General features: G+C 43.2%; 18 protein-coding genes. 10 read left to right on the top strand and 8 right to left on the bottom strand.

What is annotated here, in order from left to right:
- Positions 1 to 52 precede the first annotated feature (52 nt).
- Positions 53 to 445 (bottom strand): hypothetical protein, encoded by a 393-nt coding sequence (locus FTT83_RS07710; RefSeq protein ID WP_251992201.1) that lies wholly within the window; start codon positions 443 to 445, stop codon positions 53 to 55.
- Between the two features lie 220 nt (positions 446 to 665).
- The gene (locus FTT83_RS07705) at positions 666 to 1,796 is read right to left on the bottom strand and encodes an endonuclease/exonuclease/phosphatase family protein (RefSeq protein WP_086195318.1); all 1,131 of its coding nucleotides are present in this window, start codon (positions 1,794 to 1,796) and stop codon (positions 666 to 668) included.
- 188 nt (positions 1,797 to 1,984) lie between these two features.
- Between FTT83_RS07705 and asd the strand changes: the two genes are divergently transcribed.
- The 6 genes from asd (at position 1,985) to FTT83_RS07675 (ending at position 9,258) form a co-directional block, all read left to right on the top strand.
- Positions 1,985 to 3,103 carry an aspartate-semialdehyde dehydrogenase gene (gene asd / locus FTT83_RS07700; RefSeq protein WP_086195317.1) on the top strand — a complete coding sequence of 373 codons (1,119 nt, stop codon included), beginning with the start codon at positions 1,985 to 1,987 and terminating at the stop codon, positions 3,101 to 3,103.
- A 137-nt stretch (positions 3,104 to 3,240) separates the two neighbouring features.
- Entirely contained in the window at positions 3,241 to 4,689 is a 1,449-nt protein-coding gene (locus FTT83_RS07695) for a FimV family protein (RefSeq protein ID WP_086195316.1), read from the top strand.
- Positions 4,690 to 4,760: 71 nt separating this feature from the next.
- On the top strand, positions 4,761 to 6,137 hold the full coding sequence (locus FTT83_RS07690; RefSeq protein WP_180176480.1) for a hypothetical protein: 1,377 nt from the start codon (positions 4,761 to 4,763) through the stop codon (positions 6,135 to 6,137).
- Positions 6,138 to 6,183: 46 nt separating this feature from the next.
- A complete protein-coding gene (locus tag FTT83_RS07685) occupies positions 6,184 to 7,152 on the top strand; it encodes an asparaginase (protein WP_086195423.1) in 969 nt (322 codons plus the stop codon).
- A 12-nt stretch (positions 7,153 to 7,164) separates the two neighbouring features.
- A complete protein-coding gene (truA, locus tag FTT83_RS07680) occupies positions 7,165 to 7,962 on the top strand; it encodes a tRNA pseudouridine(38-40) synthase TruA (RefSeq protein WP_086195314.1) in 798 nt (265 codons plus the stop codon).
- A gap of 141 nt (positions 7,963 to 8,103) precedes the next feature.
- Positions 8,104 to 9,258 (top strand): IS4 family transposase, encoded by a 1,155-nt coding sequence (locus tag FTT83_RS07675; RefSeq protein WP_180176481.1) that lies wholly within the window; start codon positions 8,104 to 8,106, stop codon positions 9,256 to 9,258.
- A gap of 67 nt (positions 9,259 to 9,325) precedes the next feature.
- On the opposite strand, the gene FTT83_RS07670 is transcribed toward FTT83_RS07675, so the two are convergent.
- The gene (locus FTT83_RS07670; RefSeq protein ID WP_086195313.1) at positions 9,326 to 10,333 is read right to left on the bottom strand and encodes an AraC family transcriptional regulator; all 1,008 of its coding nucleotides are present in this window, start codon (positions 10,331 to 10,333) and stop codon (positions 9,326 to 9,328) included.
- A 231-nt stretch (positions 10,334 to 10,564) separates the two neighbouring features.
- Here FTT83_RS07670 and infA point away from each other — a divergent pair, with 231 nt between their 5' ends.
- The 3 genes from infA to FTT83_RS07655 all read left to right on the top strand — a co-directional run bounded on the left by infA (position 10,565) and on the right by FTT83_RS07655 (position 11,850).
- Positions 10,565 to 10,786: a translation initiation factor IF-1 gene (infA, locus tag FTT83_RS07665; RefSeq protein WP_001284370.1), complete on the top strand. Its 222-nt coding sequence runs from the start codon at positions 10,565 to 10,567 to the stop codon at positions 10,784 to 10,786.
- Between the two features lie 140 nt (positions 10,787 to 10,926).
- On the top strand, positions 10,927 to 11,307 hold the full coding sequence (locus FTT83_RS07660) for a hypothetical protein (RefSeq protein WP_086195312.1): 381 nt from the start codon (positions 10,927 to 10,929) through the stop codon (positions 11,305 to 11,307).
- A gap of 141 nt (positions 11,308 to 11,448) precedes the next feature.
- Positions 11,449 to 11,850, top strand: a complete 402-nt coding sequence (locus tag FTT83_RS07655) for a hypothetical protein (RefSeq protein WP_086195311.1) — start codon at positions 11,449 to 11,451, stop codon at positions 11,848 to 11,850.
- Between the two features lie 61 nt (positions 11,851 to 11,911).
- Here FTT83_RS07655 and leuB read toward each other — a convergent pair whose 3' ends face one another.
- The 5 genes from leuB to FTT83_RS07630 form a co-directional block, all read right to left on the bottom strand.
- A complete protein-coding gene (gene leuB / locus FTT83_RS07650; protein ID WP_180176482.1) occupies positions 11,912 to 12,991 on the bottom strand; it encodes a 3-isopropylmalate dehydrogenase in 1,080 nt (359 codons plus the stop codon).
- 44 nt (positions 12,992 to 13,035) lie between these two features.
- Positions 13,036 to 13,599, bottom strand: coding sequence for a hypothetical protein (locus FTT83_RS07645; protein WP_086195309.1), 564 nt, complete (start codon positions 13,597 to 13,599; stop codon positions 13,036 to 13,038).
- A 105-nt stretch (positions 13,600 to 13,704) separates the two neighbouring features.
- Positions 13,705 to 14,355, bottom strand: coding sequence for a 3-isopropylmalate dehydratase small subunit (gene leuD, locus FTT83_RS07640; RefSeq protein WP_086195308.1), 651 nt, complete (start codon positions 14,353 to 14,355; stop codon positions 13,705 to 13,707).
- A 23-nt stretch (positions 14,356 to 14,378) separates the two neighbouring features.
- Positions 14,379 to 15,812 carry a 3-isopropylmalate dehydratase large subunit gene (leuC, locus tag FTT83_RS07635; RefSeq protein WP_086195307.1) on the bottom strand — a complete coding sequence of 478 codons (1,434 nt, stop codon included), beginning with the start codon at positions 15,810 to 15,812 and terminating at the stop codon, positions 14,379 to 14,381.
- 249 nt (positions 15,813 to 16,061) lie between these two features.
- Positions 16,062 to 16,253, bottom strand: a complete 192-nt coding sequence (locus FTT83_RS07630; RefSeq protein WP_086195306.1) for a hypothetical protein — start codon at positions 16,251 to 16,253, stop codon at positions 16,062 to 16,064.
- Between the two features lie 200 nt (positions 16,254 to 16,453).
- Here FTT83_RS07630 and FTT83_RS07625 point away from each other — a divergent pair, with 200 nt between their 5' ends.
- On the top strand, positions 16,454 to 16,699 hold the full coding sequence (locus tag FTT83_RS07625; protein WP_086195305.1) for a DUF2061 domain-containing protein: 246 nt from the start codon (positions 16,454 to 16,456) through the stop codon (positions 16,697 to 16,699).
- The last annotated feature ends 18 nt before the right edge of the window (positions 16,700 to 16,717 follow it).

Below are 16,717 nucleotides of genomic sequence, written 5' to 3'. Positions count from 1 at the left end.
TTGGATATATGAAGAGGATGACAGGCATTGATATTTCGAAAGCCATAACGTATTAAACCCTCCACACCCGAAATCGTACCATGAGCCAAATGAGCAGCGGCCAGAAAATGGTATTGATGATATCGTGCACACTGGCACCAATATGCCACAGCCCATAATTGATTAAATCATCACGGGCATCCAACAGCTCTGCAGCAATTGCAACAATAAGCACAGCCAAAATCGCCCACTTCGACTTCAACTGATGATGGTGGAAAAACGCCACGATAAAAAATAGCGTCAGCCCTGCATAAATATGTAAAGCATCACGTGATAGTTCAGTAAAATTTACGACATAAATTTTAAGTTCTTGAAATGTTGATAAATACATGGCTGAAATTTTATTTTCAAGAGGTTCTATAAAACCATAGACCCGAGTTCTGCATCCTGCAAAACTCGGGTACATGAGGTTGTGCTTTCAAATGTTATTTTTATTCTGTTATTGCTATCCATTGCTGCATCATATCCATGATGACTTTCTATCAGCCATGTGTTTGATCTTCCATAATGGGATTTTCCTTTCCCGGCTCCTTGGCTGATGAGTACAGATTAAGCTAGTTTATAAAAAAGAAACATTCGCAATTGACCTAAATCAATGTAAGCCATTTCGTACACTTTTCTATTATTTAATCTGCCTGCTTGATTGCATTTTTATAGCTCTGGGCAATTTCATCGGTGACTGGTTTTTCTTCTTTTTCAGCTTTTTCAATACCTTCTTTTATTGTTTCTTGTGCCTGCTGTTCATCAGCATCCGTTTGCTCCAGTTCTTCTTGCACCCCTTCAAAAACACGTCCTGTCTGTAAAACCACATAAACCGGAAAATGGTCTGAACCTATATGAGGCAATCTTTTCATATGGACCAAGGCAAAATCGGTACTGTGAAAAATATGATCCAGCGACCAACGCAATAAGGGATAATCGGCATGGAAAGTATTCACAAAGTGACGCCCCACGCGTGGATCGAGCAAACCACTCATGCGCTGAAACAGTCGGGTCGTTCGCGACCAGGCCACATCATTCAAGTCTCCCATCACAATACAGCTTTCATCCAGATCCTTGATCTGGTCACCCACAATTAATAGTTCAGCATCCCGTAGCGTCGAATCTTTCGCTTCAGTAGGGCTCGGCGGTTTGGGATGCAGGCAATAAAGCTGGACCGGTTGACCTGAACGTAAAATGACTGTGGTATGAATGGAAGGAATCTCATCACTTAAAATGAACTTGACCTCGGTATCTTTCAGCTCTAAACGGCTATACAGATGCATGCCGTATAAATTATCCAGAGGTACAGGCACCCGATAGGGATAATCTTTTTCAATCACGGAAAGTGCTTTTTGCCAGACCTGATCTGATTCTAGCGTTAACAGCAAATCTGGCTGATGCTTTTGAATCTGCTCAATTAACAACTGGTATTGGGTATTTGACGTCAGTACATTAGAAATGATCAGGGAGATTTGCTTGTCAGGATTCAGCTGATGTTTGCGGACATGCTTGACCTGCTTTTTCCAAAGAAAGGTATAAGGCAGCACCATTTTGAGCTGGTACGCCAGTGCCGCAATCAGACCGATAAAAATAATTTCCCGTGTTAAATTCCAGGGTTGCTCCCAGACCAGCAGCAGAACAAAAGCAATCAGTCCTAAAACCAGAATTTGTAGCCTTGGAAAATCAGCACCTCGAATCCACCACTCATCCCGTGGAATCAGTGACCAGAATGTCAGCCATATCACTAAAACTGCAATTATTTCCACCCAAATCATCAGCTTTACTCTGTTTATCTTGGTAATTCGATCTGCAGTTGAAAAACTTTATCAATTTTGTATGTAACATAAACAAGAGATTTCTCTCAATAATATTGATGTTTTCATTATGTAGTACTTGCAGTCACGTCCCTTTTTGATACACTCGAATCCCTTTTGATTTTTTTAACGCACCGAGGCGAAGTGGCATGAAAGTAGGTCTGGTCGGTTGGCGCGGGATGGTAGGTTCCGTCCTTATGCAACGTATGGTTGAAGAGAATGATTTTGCTCATTTTGAGCCATTCTATTTTTCTACCAGTAATGCAGGTGGTGAAGCGCCTGCGTTTGGCGGTAAGACTGCCCCAGCACTTATGGATGCATCAGACATTAACAGTCTGAAGCAGATGGATGTCATTATTACCTGCCAGGGTGGTGATTACACCACTGACGTTTTCCCGAAACTGAAAGCTGAAGGCTGGAATGGTTACTGGATTGATGCAGCTTCTACCTTACGTATGGATGATGAAGCCATCATCGTGCTTGATCCGGTCAACATGAACGTGATTAAAGATGGCCTGGTGAATGGTACTAAAACATTCGTTGGTGGTAACTGTACCGTTTCCTTGATGCTGATGGGCTTAGGTGGTCTGTTCCAGAATAATCTGGTGGAATGGGCAACTTCGATGACTTATCAGGCCGCTTCTGGTGCGGGCGCGCAAAACATGCGTGAACTCATCAACGGTATGGGTTACTTGTATAACAATACCAAAGATTTGTTAGATGACCCTCGCTCTCCAATTTTAGAGATCGATTCTAAAATTGCGGCTTTACAACGCAGCGAAGGTTTCCCGTCTGCAAACTTTGGCGTGCCTTTAGCAGGTTCTTTGATTCCGTATATCGACAAACAGCTTGAAAGCGGTCAGTCGAAAGAAGAATGGAAAGGCCAGGTTGAAACCAACAAGATTCTGGGTAACTCGCAGATTGTTCCTATTGATGGTCACTGTGTGCGTATTGGTGCAATGCGCTGCCATTCTCAAGCACTTACATTGAAATTGAAGAAAGATGTACCGCTTGATGAAATCGAAGACATTATCCGTAATGCAAACGATTGGGCAAAAGTCGTTCCCAATACCCGTGAAGCATCGATGACCGATCTGACGCCAGTGGCTGTTACAGGTACCCTGTCTGTTCCAGTGGGTCGTTTGCGTAAACTGAATATGGGTAAAGAATACCTTGGCGCATTCACTGTCGGCGATCAGCTGCTATGGGGTGCTGCAGAACCTTTACGCCGTATGTTACGTATCCTGATTGATTACAAAAATGCTTAAGTGCTAAATGAAAGAAAAGCCGATCACAATTGATCGGCTTTTTTATGTATCCTTTATGTTAAATGTTTTACAATTCTGCAACACCTCGTTAATGTATAACTTTCGCAATACGATAAGAAACCGAGCTAAAGATTAAGATGACCGTATATAACAAATTAAAGATAGCCATTTTAGCCATTATTGCTTCGCAGAATATTCATGCGATTACTATTGATCCTATTCAAGTTCAATCTGCAGCAGGTGAATTATTGTATGCGGAAATGAATTTTCGCAATGCTGATCCTCATGCACAAATCCAGGCCAGCCTGGCTGATGCAGAAGATATCGCAACTTTAGGCGCTGTCTATCATGCTCCCGGACATCTCAATTTCTTTACCCGTCGCGATAGCTCGGGCAATGGTGTCATTACCATTACCTCATCACGCCCCTTAACGGATGCTGAATTGAACATTATTGTTAAAATTCAGGAAGGTAATGCGACACGTTTACAGCATATCAAGACCCCTCTGAAGCGCAGCCAGATAAATACTCAGGTACGGGTCTCAGGCAATGAAAAACCTTTAATGCCTATCACCATTGTGAATGAAAAAGATATTGCCTTACAACTGCCTGAAAGTACGCAATTTCGGATTGAAAAACCACAAACGGCACTACCGCAATCATTTGAAGCACCATTAATGGTACATAAAGCGGCACCGCCGATTTTAAATAGTACCTCTGCTGCACCCGTCGTCATTGCAGCAATGGCGACACCATCTGCCCAGCCGGTTCAGACTCCACAAAATGCGCCACTCAAAACCAAGAGTTCCATTGCAGCACAACGTTTGACAAAAAATGAAGCGAAAATTTCAGCTAACTCAAACAACTCGAATAATAATGTCTCCACAGACCCGTTAGTCCGACTATATGCAGCATCTGCACATCAACATGTGGCTAAAGCAAAAGTAACGGCAGAACCTGTAGCAGCCGCTGCGCCAAAAGCCAAATCAGAAACAGCGCCTACACCATCACCTCAGCCTGCGGCTACAGCACCAGCCAACCAGCATGTAGTGCAATCGAATGAGTCACTGTGGGCAATTGCCTCACGTGTGGCCACTGAGCAAAATCGTCCGATTGGCGAAGTCATGAAACAAATCAAGGCCAATAATGAACATGCCTTTATTCAAGGTGATGTGAACCGTTTACGCCGTGGTGCCGCTTTGAATTTAAATACTGTGACCAGCCCTAAAGAAGAGCAAAAAGCAAAAGTTGCCCATTTAGCCCAAGCCCCTTCCAAACCGTCCAATCAGTCGGCTAAAGCCAAATATCGCTTGAATCAGGCAGAAATGAGCCTGGTTGCAGAGAAAGAACAAGATTCAGCCAGCGGTTCTGCCAAAAAGAACACAGAAAAAAGGCAAACTTCAAATGAATTATCATTAAAAGTTATGACATCGCGTGAAAAAACCGTTAAATTACAGAGAAACGTAACACAGTTAGAATTGGCATTGCGTAACAAGGATCACAGAATTCAATTATTAAATACTCGTCTTGCCCAATTGCAGCAACAATTGAAAGCACAACAAGTACAGAAAAAGCCAACGCACTAAGGGTGTTATACAATTTGATTTTTTAGGATGGGTTTCATGGATAAAAACTCAATCCTACAAGGGGTAACAACATGCTGCTTTATGTGATTCCGTTTATATTGTTATTAGTGATCGCAGTTGTATTAAAAAAGCGCGAGGCAAGTAAACAAACAGAACAAACACCAAAGACGAAAAGCAAAAAAGTCACTTCAACCAAAAAGTCACCGCAAAAAACTCAAATTGTGGAAAGCTCGGTTGTTGCAAAGAAAAAAACCACCCCTTTAGCTGCCGATGTCCGCAGTAAAATTGAAGCCCTGATTCACGAAAAGAACTTTTTCTCGGCCGAAGCACAGATTAATCAGGCTTTAAATAAGGACAATTCACAGCATGAGTTGTATTTGCTGTTGCTGGACATTCACATCTTGCAAAAAGATGAATTTGCCATCAGCCAGCTGATTAATCACCTGCGCTCATTAGAACTGGATGATTTTTTAGAACAGGCACTTGCTAAAAAAGCAGCACATGAAAAACAAACACTAGGTTCTAAAGATACCATTGAGTTTAAGCCATCATCAACTGTTGCTAAAGCAGCTGAACCAGCGGTTGTAGAAACAAAAAATACGGCTGCTTTTGATGCTTTAATGAGTGATGCTGCACCCGCTGCAACAAAAAATGATCTTGCCTTTGATCAGTTACAGCAGGAATCGCGTTCGGCTCAGCCGGAAGTCGTTAAGGAAATCAAACCTCTTGATTTCAATTCTGCATCTTTAAATACAGCAGAAATAACAGCTACTCCGGTGGAAGAAATCAAACCCCTTAATTTCAGCAGTCTATCTCTGGATTCAGCGGCAGAAGCAGCAACTGCACCAGCTGAAGAAATCAAGCCTTTAGATTTTACTAACTTTAAGCTTGATCCTGCACCTGTGGCAGAAACCAAGCCGGAAGCTGCCCCAGTTCAAGAAATTCAGCCTCTGGATTTCTCATTTAGTTTAGACACTGCAACAACCGGGCAAGCAGAAACAGAGAAAGCTGCTAGCATTGAACCTACTGTAGAAGAAAAACCTGAATTTAATTTTGATTTTTCCGTTGCAGAAACTCCAGTAGCTGAAACAAAAGTTGCAACTGAAGAAACTACGCCAAGCCTGGAACTGGACTTTAATTTAGAGCCTGCAAGCACGGTTGAAGAGCCAGCTGTAGAAGTAGCGCCAGCAAAAGCCGCAGGCCTAAACTTTGATATTAGCAATATCAGCTCATCTGCAGCCAAAGCAGATAAAAATGATCCATTGGTTCAGTCCTTCCCCGAACTGATTGAAGTCAATGAAATTAACCTGAATCTAGAACTGGCACAGCAATATATCCAGCTTGGTGCATTCGAATCAGCACGTGAATTACTGGCAGAGCAAGAAGCTGGCTATACACCTGAACAACGCCAACAGGCAGATCATTTACGCAATCAAATAGCATCTTAAGCAATTTCGATCTACTATAAAGCAGTCATCCTTGGCTGCTTTTTTTATGATGAAAAAAATAGCGTTAATCTATATGGGCGGTACATTTGGCTGTATTGGTGATCCACTCAGCCCTATGCCAGCTGAGCAATTTATTCCGAAACTGCAACATGTTCTCCCTCTCGATCAGCAGATCGAATGTTTTGTTGCACCAGTCATTCAGGACAGTAGTGCTTGTACAGCCACAGACTGGCTAAAACTGGTTCAATCTATTCAACAACTTCAGTTACAGCAGTTTGAGCATTTTGTGGTTATTCATGGTACCGACACCCTCAGTTATGCTAGTGCGGTGCTGTCACGCTTTCTGGGTCAATCCGCGCATGTGGTCATGACCGGCAGCCAGTACCCCCTGTTAAATACTGCGGGAGACAATACCCGTGAATTTACTGATGCCATTGATAATTTAAACTTTGCCCTGGACTGTGTAGTTAAATATCCGGTGGGAGTTTATTTAGCCTTTCATCATCATTTAGTACATGCACAGACGGCATTAAAAATCCATACCACAGAACTGGATGCCTTTAGCGGTAAAAACGCAGCGGAACCCATTTCCCACAGCTCCATCTATATAGTTCATGACAATGATCTCCAAAAGGCAGCGAGGTTTAACTGTTTAAGCCTGATGATGCAACCGCTGGATTTGGCTCAGCAAATTGCCAATCTGCAAACCATTTGCCAAGTACCGCCAAACTGCCTGATTTTACAAGGTTTCGGCACAGGCAACCTGGCTGTGAATAAACCATTCATTGCTTGCATTCAAAAACTGCAACAAGCAGGCTGTGCCGTAATTCTCACCACTCAGGTGCCTTTTGGTGGTATTGATCAGCGTTATGCCATCAGCCAATGGATCCAGCAGACCCATATTCTTCTGAATGACTGTTTGGGACATGCAGATCTTTATGCAAAAGCGCTGAAAATGTATTTACAATACGACGCTGTAGACCAATGGCAGGCACATTGGCATGATCACGTGTAATTTGAGGTAAGTATGCAACGTTTTGCAGTCGGTATTGAGTTTTGTGGCATTCGATATAGAGGTTGGCAAACTCAACAGCCTGGCGTTCCAAGCGTGCAGGAAACCATTGAAAAAGTACTGAGCAAAATTGCCGATGAACCGATCATCTTACATGGTGCGGGTCGTACCGATGCCGGGGTCCATGCTACCAATATGGTCGCGCATTTTGATACTAATGCTATTCGCCCGATTCGTGGCTGGCTGATGGGGGCAAACAGTCAGCTTCCTAAAGATATCGCCTTCCAGTGGATCAAGGAAATGGACAGCGATTTCCATGCCCGCTTTAAAGCTCAGGCACGCCGCTATCGCTATGTCGTCTATAACAATCCGCAGCGCCCTGCGCTTCTGCATAAACAGGTCACGCATGCCTACTATCCGCTGGATGTGGAGAAGATGATTGCTGCGGCGAAAAAATTTGAAGGCACGCATAATTTTGAAAGTTTCCGTGCCGCAGCCTGCCAGTCCAATCAGCCGGTTCGGCATGTCAAACATTGTCGCCTCATTCAACATGGCTGTTATCTGGTGTTAGATATTCAGGCAGATGGCTTCTTGCACCATATGGTACGCAACATTATGGGCTGTTTACTGGAAATCGGTCAGGGCATGTATGAAGTTGACCATATTGACCATATTTTTGCCGCTGAAGATCGTAAAGCAGCAGGAATTACCGCACCACCGGATGGCTTGTATTTTATCCACGCTGATTATCCGGAACAGTTTGATCTGCCGAAAATGCCATTAGGCCCGCATTGGCTGAATATGCCGGAATAAGAAATCCCTCCCAACCTCCCTTTTTTAAAGGGAGGAGTTCCCCCACTACTGTCCCATAGTTTGCTTTAAATAAAAAAACCTGAGTCTAAATAGTTAAAATATGAGTGCAAACAAACACTTTAACTATAAAGGACTCAGGTTTTGTCACATCAGAATACCGTATTTCATCAATTACTCAAACCCATTTTAAGACAAGATTTTGAACGTCTGGCTAAACTGCACCACTCTGGGCAAAAATTAAGATCAGCCACCCGCTGGGATCAGTTTGTTGCCATATTGATGTCCCAACTTTCTTGTCGGCAAAGCTTAAGAGACATTCAATCCAATCTCGAATCCCAGCAGGAAAAGCTCTATCATCTTGGCGCGAAAAGAATTGCGCGAAGCACCTTAGCAAGACTCAACGAAGAACAGCCCGCCAGCCTGTATCAGCAACTGTTCACGCAGCTGCTTCAGCACTGTGAAAACTCTAAAACTGCACATAAATTTAGATTCAGGAATCCGCTGTATTCACTAGATGCCAGTCATATTGATCTTTCACTGTCATTGTGCGCATGGGCAAAAGTGCATGAATCCAAAGCCAGTATTAAACTCAGTGTTGGCTTAAATCACAGCAATACCATTCCTGAATTTGTAGCGCTTGGGGATGGTATTGAAAATGATATGGTGCAAGGCAGAGCATTTAAATTTCCTGCTGGCAGCATTATCGTCTTTGATAAAGGATATGTTGATTATCAATGGTTTGCTCAGTTGACACATCAGAAAGTCAGCTTCGTAACTCGGCTACGCCCAAAGACAGTTTATCAAGTTAAATCAAGCCGCAGCGTATTAGCGACTAAAGGTATTATTGCAGATGAATGTATTGAATTGAGCAGTGCCCATGCCAAGAAAAGAGGCGCACCTAAATTATTAAGACGTATAGAGTTTTATGATACAGATAAGAAAAGAACATTCGAATTTCTGAGCAACAACTTTCATCTGGCAGCATCCACCATTGCTGCAATTTATAAAGACCGCTGGAAGATTGAGTTATTCTTTAAAGCCATCAAGCAGAATTTAAAACTGAAGTCATTTCTAGGTCGAAGCCGCAATGCGATACAAACGCAAAGATGGATTGCATTAATCGCCTATTTGCTGGTGAACTTCGCTAAACACATGGCACAAGAAGAATGGAGTGTTCAGCGTTTACTGCGAATTATTCAGGTCAATTTATTTGAAAGGAAACTTTTAAGGTCACTCTTTGTGCCTGATAAAAAATGGCGAAAACAAGAAGAACCTCAATTGAGGTTCTTCTTGTGATATTTGTGGGACAGCAGTGGGAGTTCCCCTCCTTTATTAAAGGAGGGGTTAGGGGAGGATTCAAAAATTACCGCTGCTTCCTTTTTCGGTATTCCACTGGCGTTTCATTGGTCCAGCGTTTAAAGGCCCGATAAAAAGTGCTCGGCTCGGAAAATCCGGTCAGATACACAATCCGTTCCACGCTTTCTGCCGTATTGGCCAAAAGCTTTTTCGCCAATCGACAGCGATAATCCGAAAGAATTTGCTGGAAACTGGTATTGGCTTCACTCAGCTGCGTTCGTAAACGGCGCGGCGTGATATTTAGATGTGTGGCTACGGTTTCCAAAGTGGTTTCGCCACTTTCTAAAGTCGAACCAATCGCGCGGCGCACTTCACCGACCAGATCATAACGTGCCAACTCCTGCAGCTTTTCAATCGCCAGTTGCTCATGTAACTGCAATAGCTCTGGCTCTGCTTGCCATAACTGGTAATCTAAAATTGCAGGATCGAAATATAAACGGGTTTCTTTTTGCCCTAAGCTGACTGGACATTCATAGACCCGGAAATATTCATCATCAGGTGCACCCTGACTGAAATTAAAATCGATATAAATCGGCTGAAAACGACCTTCGGTAATAAACTTGAAAAAACGCAATACGCCGGATAGTGCACATTCGGAAAAATGCCGATTAACGATATTTTCGCCCCAAGGTTGCTCACCATTGGTCAAATAGCAACGGTCATCTTCAATCACCAGTTTGGCATGGAAAGCATCACTAATCAGGCGCTGATAAGCCAGTGCACGTTTGAGGCCTTCACCAAAGTTTTCACTGGAAATAAACAGGTGCTCAATCACCTGCCCCCGGTATAAAGGCAGGTGTTCACCCAAATGCAAACCAATATCGGGATCTTTACTGACCTCTTCCGCAGCCACCCAAAACGCATATTGAGCACTAAGCGGGGTACGGTCATTGGTTTCGACCTGATTTAAGGCCACACCAGCTTTCATTAAAATTTCTTCAGTTGGCAAACCTGCACGACGGATGGCTTGATAACCCAATCGTAAAACAACTGATGCATCAGTTAGCTGACCCACGCAAAGACCTTCCTTGTATGTTCTTCATTTATACTTAAAAAGATTGATTTTAGATTAACTGCGATTGACCAAACTGACAACATGACAATAGGCTTTTTTACAGAAAATCTGTATACGGAGGGTTCGCTTATTTAACTGACAGATGAACGAGCAAAGCCGCATTGCGCCTTGTTTTATGCAAAAAAATTGACTATAATTTGCGCCTTTCCAATTTATTCATTCAGGTAGGCTATGGCCAATAAAGAGGAACTCATCGAGTTCGAAGGCGTTGTCACCGAGACGCTTCCTAATACTATGTTCCGTGTACGTTTAGAAAACGGTCACGAAGTGATTGCCCACATCTCTGGTAAAATGCGTAAACACTATATTCGTATTTTAACCGGCGACAGTGTGAAAGTAGAAATGACACCTTACGATTTGACCAAGGGTCGTATTACTTACCGTGCACGCTAAGTTTTAGCGAAAGCATGAAAGCCACCTTTGAGTGGCTTTTTTATTGCCTTCAGTTTTTATTATTCAATAAAATAATTTGACACGGTTTGATCATTTAACGACTATAATTTAATTAAAATTAAACAGATATGCTAAAAAAGATGAAAATAAAATATTTAACCCTATTTTCCTGCCTGATGCTCGCAGCATGTGAAACAGGTGGTTCTCATCATCTTAACCAGTCTCTACAACAATATGTTGGTCAAACTGCAGCACAAGTTCGTAGCCAGCTTGACCTGAATAAAATGGGATTTAAAACCACTCAAGAGCCCACTCAGACAGCAGAATTGCTCAGCTATACCATTGTTCGTGATATGAATATTCCAATGGGCACGCCCAATATTAGTCACAGTATTTCGATGGGTGCACCGATGCCTACCCCTTCAAATGGTGGCTACAATATCAAGATGGAATGTCAGGTAGGATTTAACCTGAAAGACGAAATAGTTCAATCCATTCGCTATACTGGTAGAGCTTGCTAATTGCCAAGAGGGTCTATATCAGATTGAATAAGGGCTTAGCATCATGGCTACACCTCTCTGTACCGTGTATCAAATCACAACAGTATTTCTGCCTGCAATTTGCTTAACTTAAACTGATTTTATTTGGTGTGAGGACAACTCATGAAATTCACACTGATTTTAGGATACTTTACGGTTTTTAGTTTACTCACTGCATGCACGACAACATCCACGACAACCGCTATGCAGCGTGATGCCTATTTACAGCAATTCATCGGGCAGACCAGTCAAAGCATTCAAGCTAAGCTGGATTTGAACAGCATAGGTTACCAGCAGGTGTTAGCGCCTGTCGCGAATGATCAGACGCTTACTTATACCGTCATTCGTCCCGTCACCATTCCGGTACCGATGGTACAGAACCCTACCGATATCGATGCAGGTCATATCCCTATACAAGTTACACCCCGAGCACAAAGCTATGATATCAACTTGCAATGTAAAATTATCTATCGCCTAGAACACAACATTGCCACATCGGTTCATTACACTGGCCATACCTGTTAAAACACTCTGAAAAGCCATAAAAAAACGCAGCTCATGGCTGCGTTTTTTCTGTCAGGCGAACTTAGTTCAATGCAGTAACCACTGCTTGACCCATTTCAACTGTACCTACCTGAGTATTGCCTTCTGACATGATATCGCCAGTACGTAAACCCTGATCCAGTACATTGCCTACCGCATCTTCAATGGCTTGCGCTGCGGCTTCTTCACGGAAGGTATAACGCAGCATCATTGCTACAGAAAGAATGGTCGCTAACGGATTGGCAATGTTTTGGCCTGCAATGTCTGGTGCTGAACCATGACATGGCTCATACATGCCTTTACCATTTTCATCCAGTGATGCAGATGGCAACATGCCAATAGAGCCTGTAAGCATCGCTGCTTCATCAGACAGGATATCACCAAACAAGTTACCGGTTACGATCACGTCAAACTGTTTAGGCGCACGTACCAATTGCATTGCTGCATTGTCGACATACATGTGCGACAGGTTAATTTCTGGATATTGTTCAGCATGTAACTGGGTTACGGTTTGCTTCCACAATTCAGTCACTTCAAGTACGTTGGCTTTATCGACTGAACAGACTTTGCCACCACGAAGTTTCGCCATTTCAAACGCCACTTTGGCAATACGTTTGATTTCTGACTCTTTATAAACGTCAGTGTTGAAGCCTTGTTTCTCACCATTTTCCAGTTCACGGATACCACGTGGCTGACCGAAGTAGATACCACCAGTGAGTTCACGCACAATCAGGATATCCAGACCAGAAACGATTTCAGGCTTTAAACTTGAAGCACCGGCAAGTTGTGGGTAAAGAATTGCAGGACGCAAGTTTGCAAATAAATTCAATTCAGAACGGATTTTCAATAAACCACGTTCAGGACGGATTGAACGTTCAATCGTATCCCATTTTGGACCACCGACAGCACCGAGCAGGATTGCATCCGCACGTTTTGCCTGTTCTGCCGTAACGGCAGGGTACGGTTCGCCATGTGCATCAATCGCTGCACCACCCAATAAACCCTGTTCCCAAGTCAAACCCAGATTGAATTTTTCATTCACGCGTGCAAGCACCTGTTCAGCTGCTTTTACGATTTCAGGACCAATACCATCACCTGGTAAAATCAAAATATGTTTTGACATGAGTGTTTCCATTTATGAAGTCGATAGATTAAATCGACGGGATTTTAAATTTTCTTTTCCACAAACTCGCCCAGACCGGTCAAGGCATTATAGGGTCTGCAGAAACGTCGGATTGTCTTGTGTTCTTGCAGGAGATCTACACATAAGGGTTCAGGTGCAGATACATTCAGCAAGCTGCCCTGCTGTTTGTTGCGTTCACGGTACATTTTAAAAATGTAACGCTGCTTCGGCTTAAACTTGTGAAAAACATGAAGGGTTTCGGCACGATCCTTGGAAATCGGATAAAAGCGGATCACCAGTTCATGTTGCCCGGGAGGGATTGAAAGATATAACGCATTCGGCTGACTTAAGGAATTCGCCTGTAAACGTAAAATACCCGATTCAACCGCAGCACTATTCACACGGCGCTGTGCTGCATCAATAATTTGAATTTTGTTTAAACGTTCAAATTCACAGTTTGCAGTACCCGCACAGTAAATTAAGGCATTTGTTTTGCTACTTTCAGTTTCTTTTACATGTTTAATTCGTACTGTATCAATACTTTGGCATGCACTTAAGGATGCGGCCATAAGACCCAGTACAGCAAGCTGACCGTAAACTTTTGTCATTGTTCGAGCCCAACCCTCACCAAATAAAGCCAACTAAATATTTTTATGGATCTGATATTAGCAAGAGTTAGGCTGCGATACTACTAGCGCTGAAAATTCAAGCAACTAACCGTGAATTTCCTGAAATACCCACGGACGTGACTGTTTGGTCTTTTCTTCATAAGCGCGAATATCATCTGCAGCTTGTAAAGTTAAGCCAATATCATCCAGACCATTTAACAGGCAGTGTTTACGGAACGGATCGACTTCAAATTTAAACGCTTGACCCGATGGTGTACGCACTTCCTGCGCTTCCAGGTCGATGGTTAACTGATAACCTTCTGTCGCAGCACATTCCTTAAATAACTGATCGACGATCTCTTCAGACAAGATCACTGGCAACATGCCGTTTTTAAAGCTGTTGTTGAAGAAAATGTCGGCATAGCTTGGTGCAATCACGGTACGGAAACCGTATTCGTTTAACGCCCATGGCGCATGCTCACGGCTAGAACCACAACCGAAGTTGGCACGAGAAATCAACACTGTCGCGCCTTGATAACGCGGTTGGTTCAAAACGAAATCAGGATTCTTTGGACGTTTTGAATTGTCCTGGCCCGGGTAGCCTTCATCCAGATAACGCAATTCATCAAATAAGTTTTCACCAAAACCGGTACGTTTGATCGATTTCAAAAACTGCTTTGGAATAATTAAATCTGTATCGACATTGGCACGGTCTAATGGTGCAACGATACCTTGTTCAACGGTATATTTTTTCATGTCATTTGCTCCTTTAGCCGAAATTAAAACGTACGTACGTCAACGAAATGACCGGCAATCGCTGCAGCAGCTGCCATCGCAGGACTCACCAAGTGCGTACGACCGCCATTGCCCTGACGACCTTCGAAGTTACGGTTAGAAGTTGAGGCACAGTGCTCGCCCGGTTGCAATTTGTCTGCATTCATCGCCAAACACATTGAACAGCCCGGTTCACGCCATTCAAAACCAGCTTCCAAGAATACTTTATCCAAGCCTTCAGCTTCAGCCTGCTGTTTTACCAAACCAGAACCCGGAACCACCATCGCCTGTTTGATTGAAGCAGCTACTTTACGGCCTTTAATCACTTCAGCGGCAGCGCGAATATCTTCAATCCGCGAGTTGGTGCAAGAACCGATAAATACGCGGTCCAACTGAATGTCTGCCAATGCCTGACCGGCATTTAAACCCATATATTGATAAGCACGGGTCCAGTCATTACGTTGCACGTCATCTTTGGCCTGTTCCAACGTTGGAACCGCTTGGGACACCGGAATCACCATTTCAGGAGAAGTTCCCCAAGACACTTGCGGTTCAATTTCTTCACCTTGCAACACCACGACGGTATCGAAATGCGCGCCCTCATCAGAGTGCAAAGTATTCCAATAGGCTACAGCAGCATCCCACTGCTCACCTTTCGGTGCATAGTTGCGGCCTTTCACGTATTCAATGGTTTTGTCATCGACAGCGACCATACCGACACGGGCACCGGCTTCAATCGCCATGTTACATACAGTCATACGGCCTTCAATCGACATGTCACGGAACACCTGACCACCGAATTCAATCGCGTGACCGGTACCGCCTGCAGTGCCGATTTTACCGATAATCGCCAAGACCACATCTTTCGGTGTAACACCCTGACCCAATTTACCGTCAACACGCACCAACATGTTCTTCATTTTCTTTTGAACCAGGCACTGGGTCGCCAATACATGTTCAACTTCTGAAGTCCCAATACCGTGCGCCAAACAGCCAAATGCACCATGAGTTGCCGTATGCGAGTCACCACACACCACAGTCATGCCCGGCAAAGTCAAACCTTGCTCAGGCCCAACCACGTGTGCGATCCCTTGGCGAATATCGTTAATATCAAATTCAACAATATTGAAAGTTTTACAGTTGTCATCCAGCGTTTGCACCTGAATACGTGAAGTATCATCTTCAATACCGGCAATACCCTGCTCACGCTCGGTTTTTGAAGTTGGCACATTATGGTCTGGCGTAGCTACATTGGCACTTAAACGCCAAGGTTGACGACCTGCAAGCTGCAAACCTTCAAAAGCTTGTGGTGAAGTTACTTCATGTAATAAATGACGGTCGATATAAAGTAAGGCTGAGCCATCATCGCGTTGTTTTACTAAATGGTCATCCCACAATTTATCATATAAAGTTTTTGCTTTTGGGGTATTGCCTGCCATGTCGACGCGCTCCATAGAACTGGGTAATGCTTTCATTAACTTCGATTATAACCACGTATTCACATAAATCTAATTTATCATTTTTATTAGTTTAAAAACTTTTTGGAATTAATTTTAACCTTATTAAAACCCTGACTTTTGGCAAAATTTTATCTCTTGGTTTTTAAACCACACGGCTATCTCCTTATGCTCAGACTTAACAAATCAGGTATATTTAAAGCGCCGTGCAAGGAATGATGCGGACTGGATTTAGCCCGACGGGTTTTCTTTCGCTACGATAAGCTGCTCAATTGCCCGGATGAGTTCTGCTTTCGCTGCACCACATTCGGCGGCAGCCTGATTTTCATCATTTTCATCATCGGCAATTTCATAGACCTGACTGCGTTTTTCCACAGCTTCCTCAAAAATATCAAGGAGGTATTTGATGTGTTTAATATCCATATGTTCACCCTGCCAGAAAAGTATCTCTAAACAAATATCTCTAGGCGATACCATTCCCCTGTTGTTGTATTGATGGTTCAGTTTAACCAGTTAAATAATTCACAAAACCGATTAAAAATATAAAAATGTTCGTTTTTACAAATTAAATAAGACTGATTATCATTTATTCATATCCCGAGGCAAAGATTGAGGAACAAACCATGGCTCATATTCAAAAATTTGTTAATAACAACCAGCGTATGTTCAAGAAAACCTTTAGCTATTACATTATGCACATCACCATTGCCATGTTGGTCGGTTATTTCGTCACAGGAAGTATCTGGATGGCAGTAACCCTCAGTTTGCTTGAGCCGACGATTCAGGCAATCGCATTCTTCTTCCATGAAAAAATCTGGGAAGCCAAGCCAGCTCAAAGACAGAATAGCAATAATAATATAGTCATCTAAACGCTGCATCGGCCCAAA

Origin of the sequence: Acinetobacter sp. YH01018 (assembly GCF_013420295.1) — a bacterium.
Taxonomy (GTDB): Bacteria; Pseudomonadota; Gammaproteobacteria; order Pseudomonadales; family Moraxellaceae; genus Acinetobacter.
Note: the sequence above shows the minus strand (reverse complement) of the source record. Positions and strands in the feature narration are given on the sequence as shown.

Excerpts from the sequence above, each read along its gene's own strand:
- FTT83_RS07710 (WP_251992201.1), bottom strand. The coding sequence starts at position 445 with ATGTACCCGAGTTTTGCAGGATGCAGAACTCGGGTCTATGGTTTTATA.
- FTT83_RS07705 (WP_086195318.1), bottom strand. The coding sequence starts at position 1,796 with ATGATTTGGGTGGAAATAATTGCAGTTTTAGTGATATGGCTGACATTC.
- asd (WP_086195317.1), top strand. The coding sequence starts at position 1,985 with ATGAAAGTAGGTCTGGTCGGTTGGCGCGGGATGGTAGGTTCCGTCCTT.
- FTT83_RS07695 (WP_086195316.1), top strand. The coding sequence starts at position 3,241 with ATGACCGTATATAACAAATTAAAGATAGCCATTTTAGCCATTATTGCT.
- FTT83_RS07690 (WP_180176480.1), top strand. The coding sequence starts at position 4,761 with ATGCTGCTTTATGTGATTCCGTTTATATTGTTATTAGTGATCGCAGTT.
- FTT83_RS07685 (WP_086195423.1), top strand. The coding sequence starts at position 6,184 with ATGATGAAAAAAATAGCGTTAATCTATATGGGCGGTACATTTGGCTGT.
- truA (WP_086195314.1), top strand. The coding sequence starts at position 7,165 with ATGCAACGTTTTGCAGTCGGTATTGAGTTTTGTGGCATTCGATATAGA.
- infA (WP_001284370.1), top strand. The coding sequence starts at position 10,565 with ATGGCCAATAAAGAGGAACTCATCGAGTTCGAAGGCGTTGTCACCGAG.
- FTT83_RS07660 (WP_086195312.1), top strand. The coding sequence starts at position 10,927 with ATGAAAATAAAATATTTAACCCTATTTTCCTGCCTGATGCTCGCAGCA.
- FTT83_RS07655 (WP_086195311.1), top strand. The coding sequence starts at position 11,449 with ATGAAATTCACACTGATTTTAGGATACTTTACGGTTTTTAGTTTACTC.
- leuB (WP_180176482.1), bottom strand. The coding sequence starts at position 12,991 with ATGTCAAAACATATTTTGATTTTACCAGGTGATGGTATTGGTCCTGAA.
- FTT83_RS07645 (WP_086195309.1), bottom strand. The coding sequence starts at position 13,599 with ATGACAAAAGTTTACGGTCAGCTTGCTGTACTGGGTCTTATGGCCGCA.
- leuD (WP_086195308.1), bottom strand. The coding sequence starts at position 14,355 with ATGAAAAAATATACCGTTGAACAAGGTATCGTTGCACCATTAGACCGT.
- leuC (WP_086195307.1), bottom strand. The coding sequence starts at position 15,812 with ATGGCAGGCAATACCCCAAAAGCAAAAACTTTATATGATAAATTGTGG.
- FTT83_RS07630 (WP_086195306.1), bottom strand. The coding sequence starts at position 16,253 with ATGGATATTAAACACATCAAATACCTCCTTGATATTTTTGAGGAAGCT.
- FTT83_RS07625 (WP_086195305.1), top strand. The coding sequence starts at position 16,454 with ATGGCTCATATTCAAAAATTTGTTAATAACAACCAGCGTATGTTCAAG.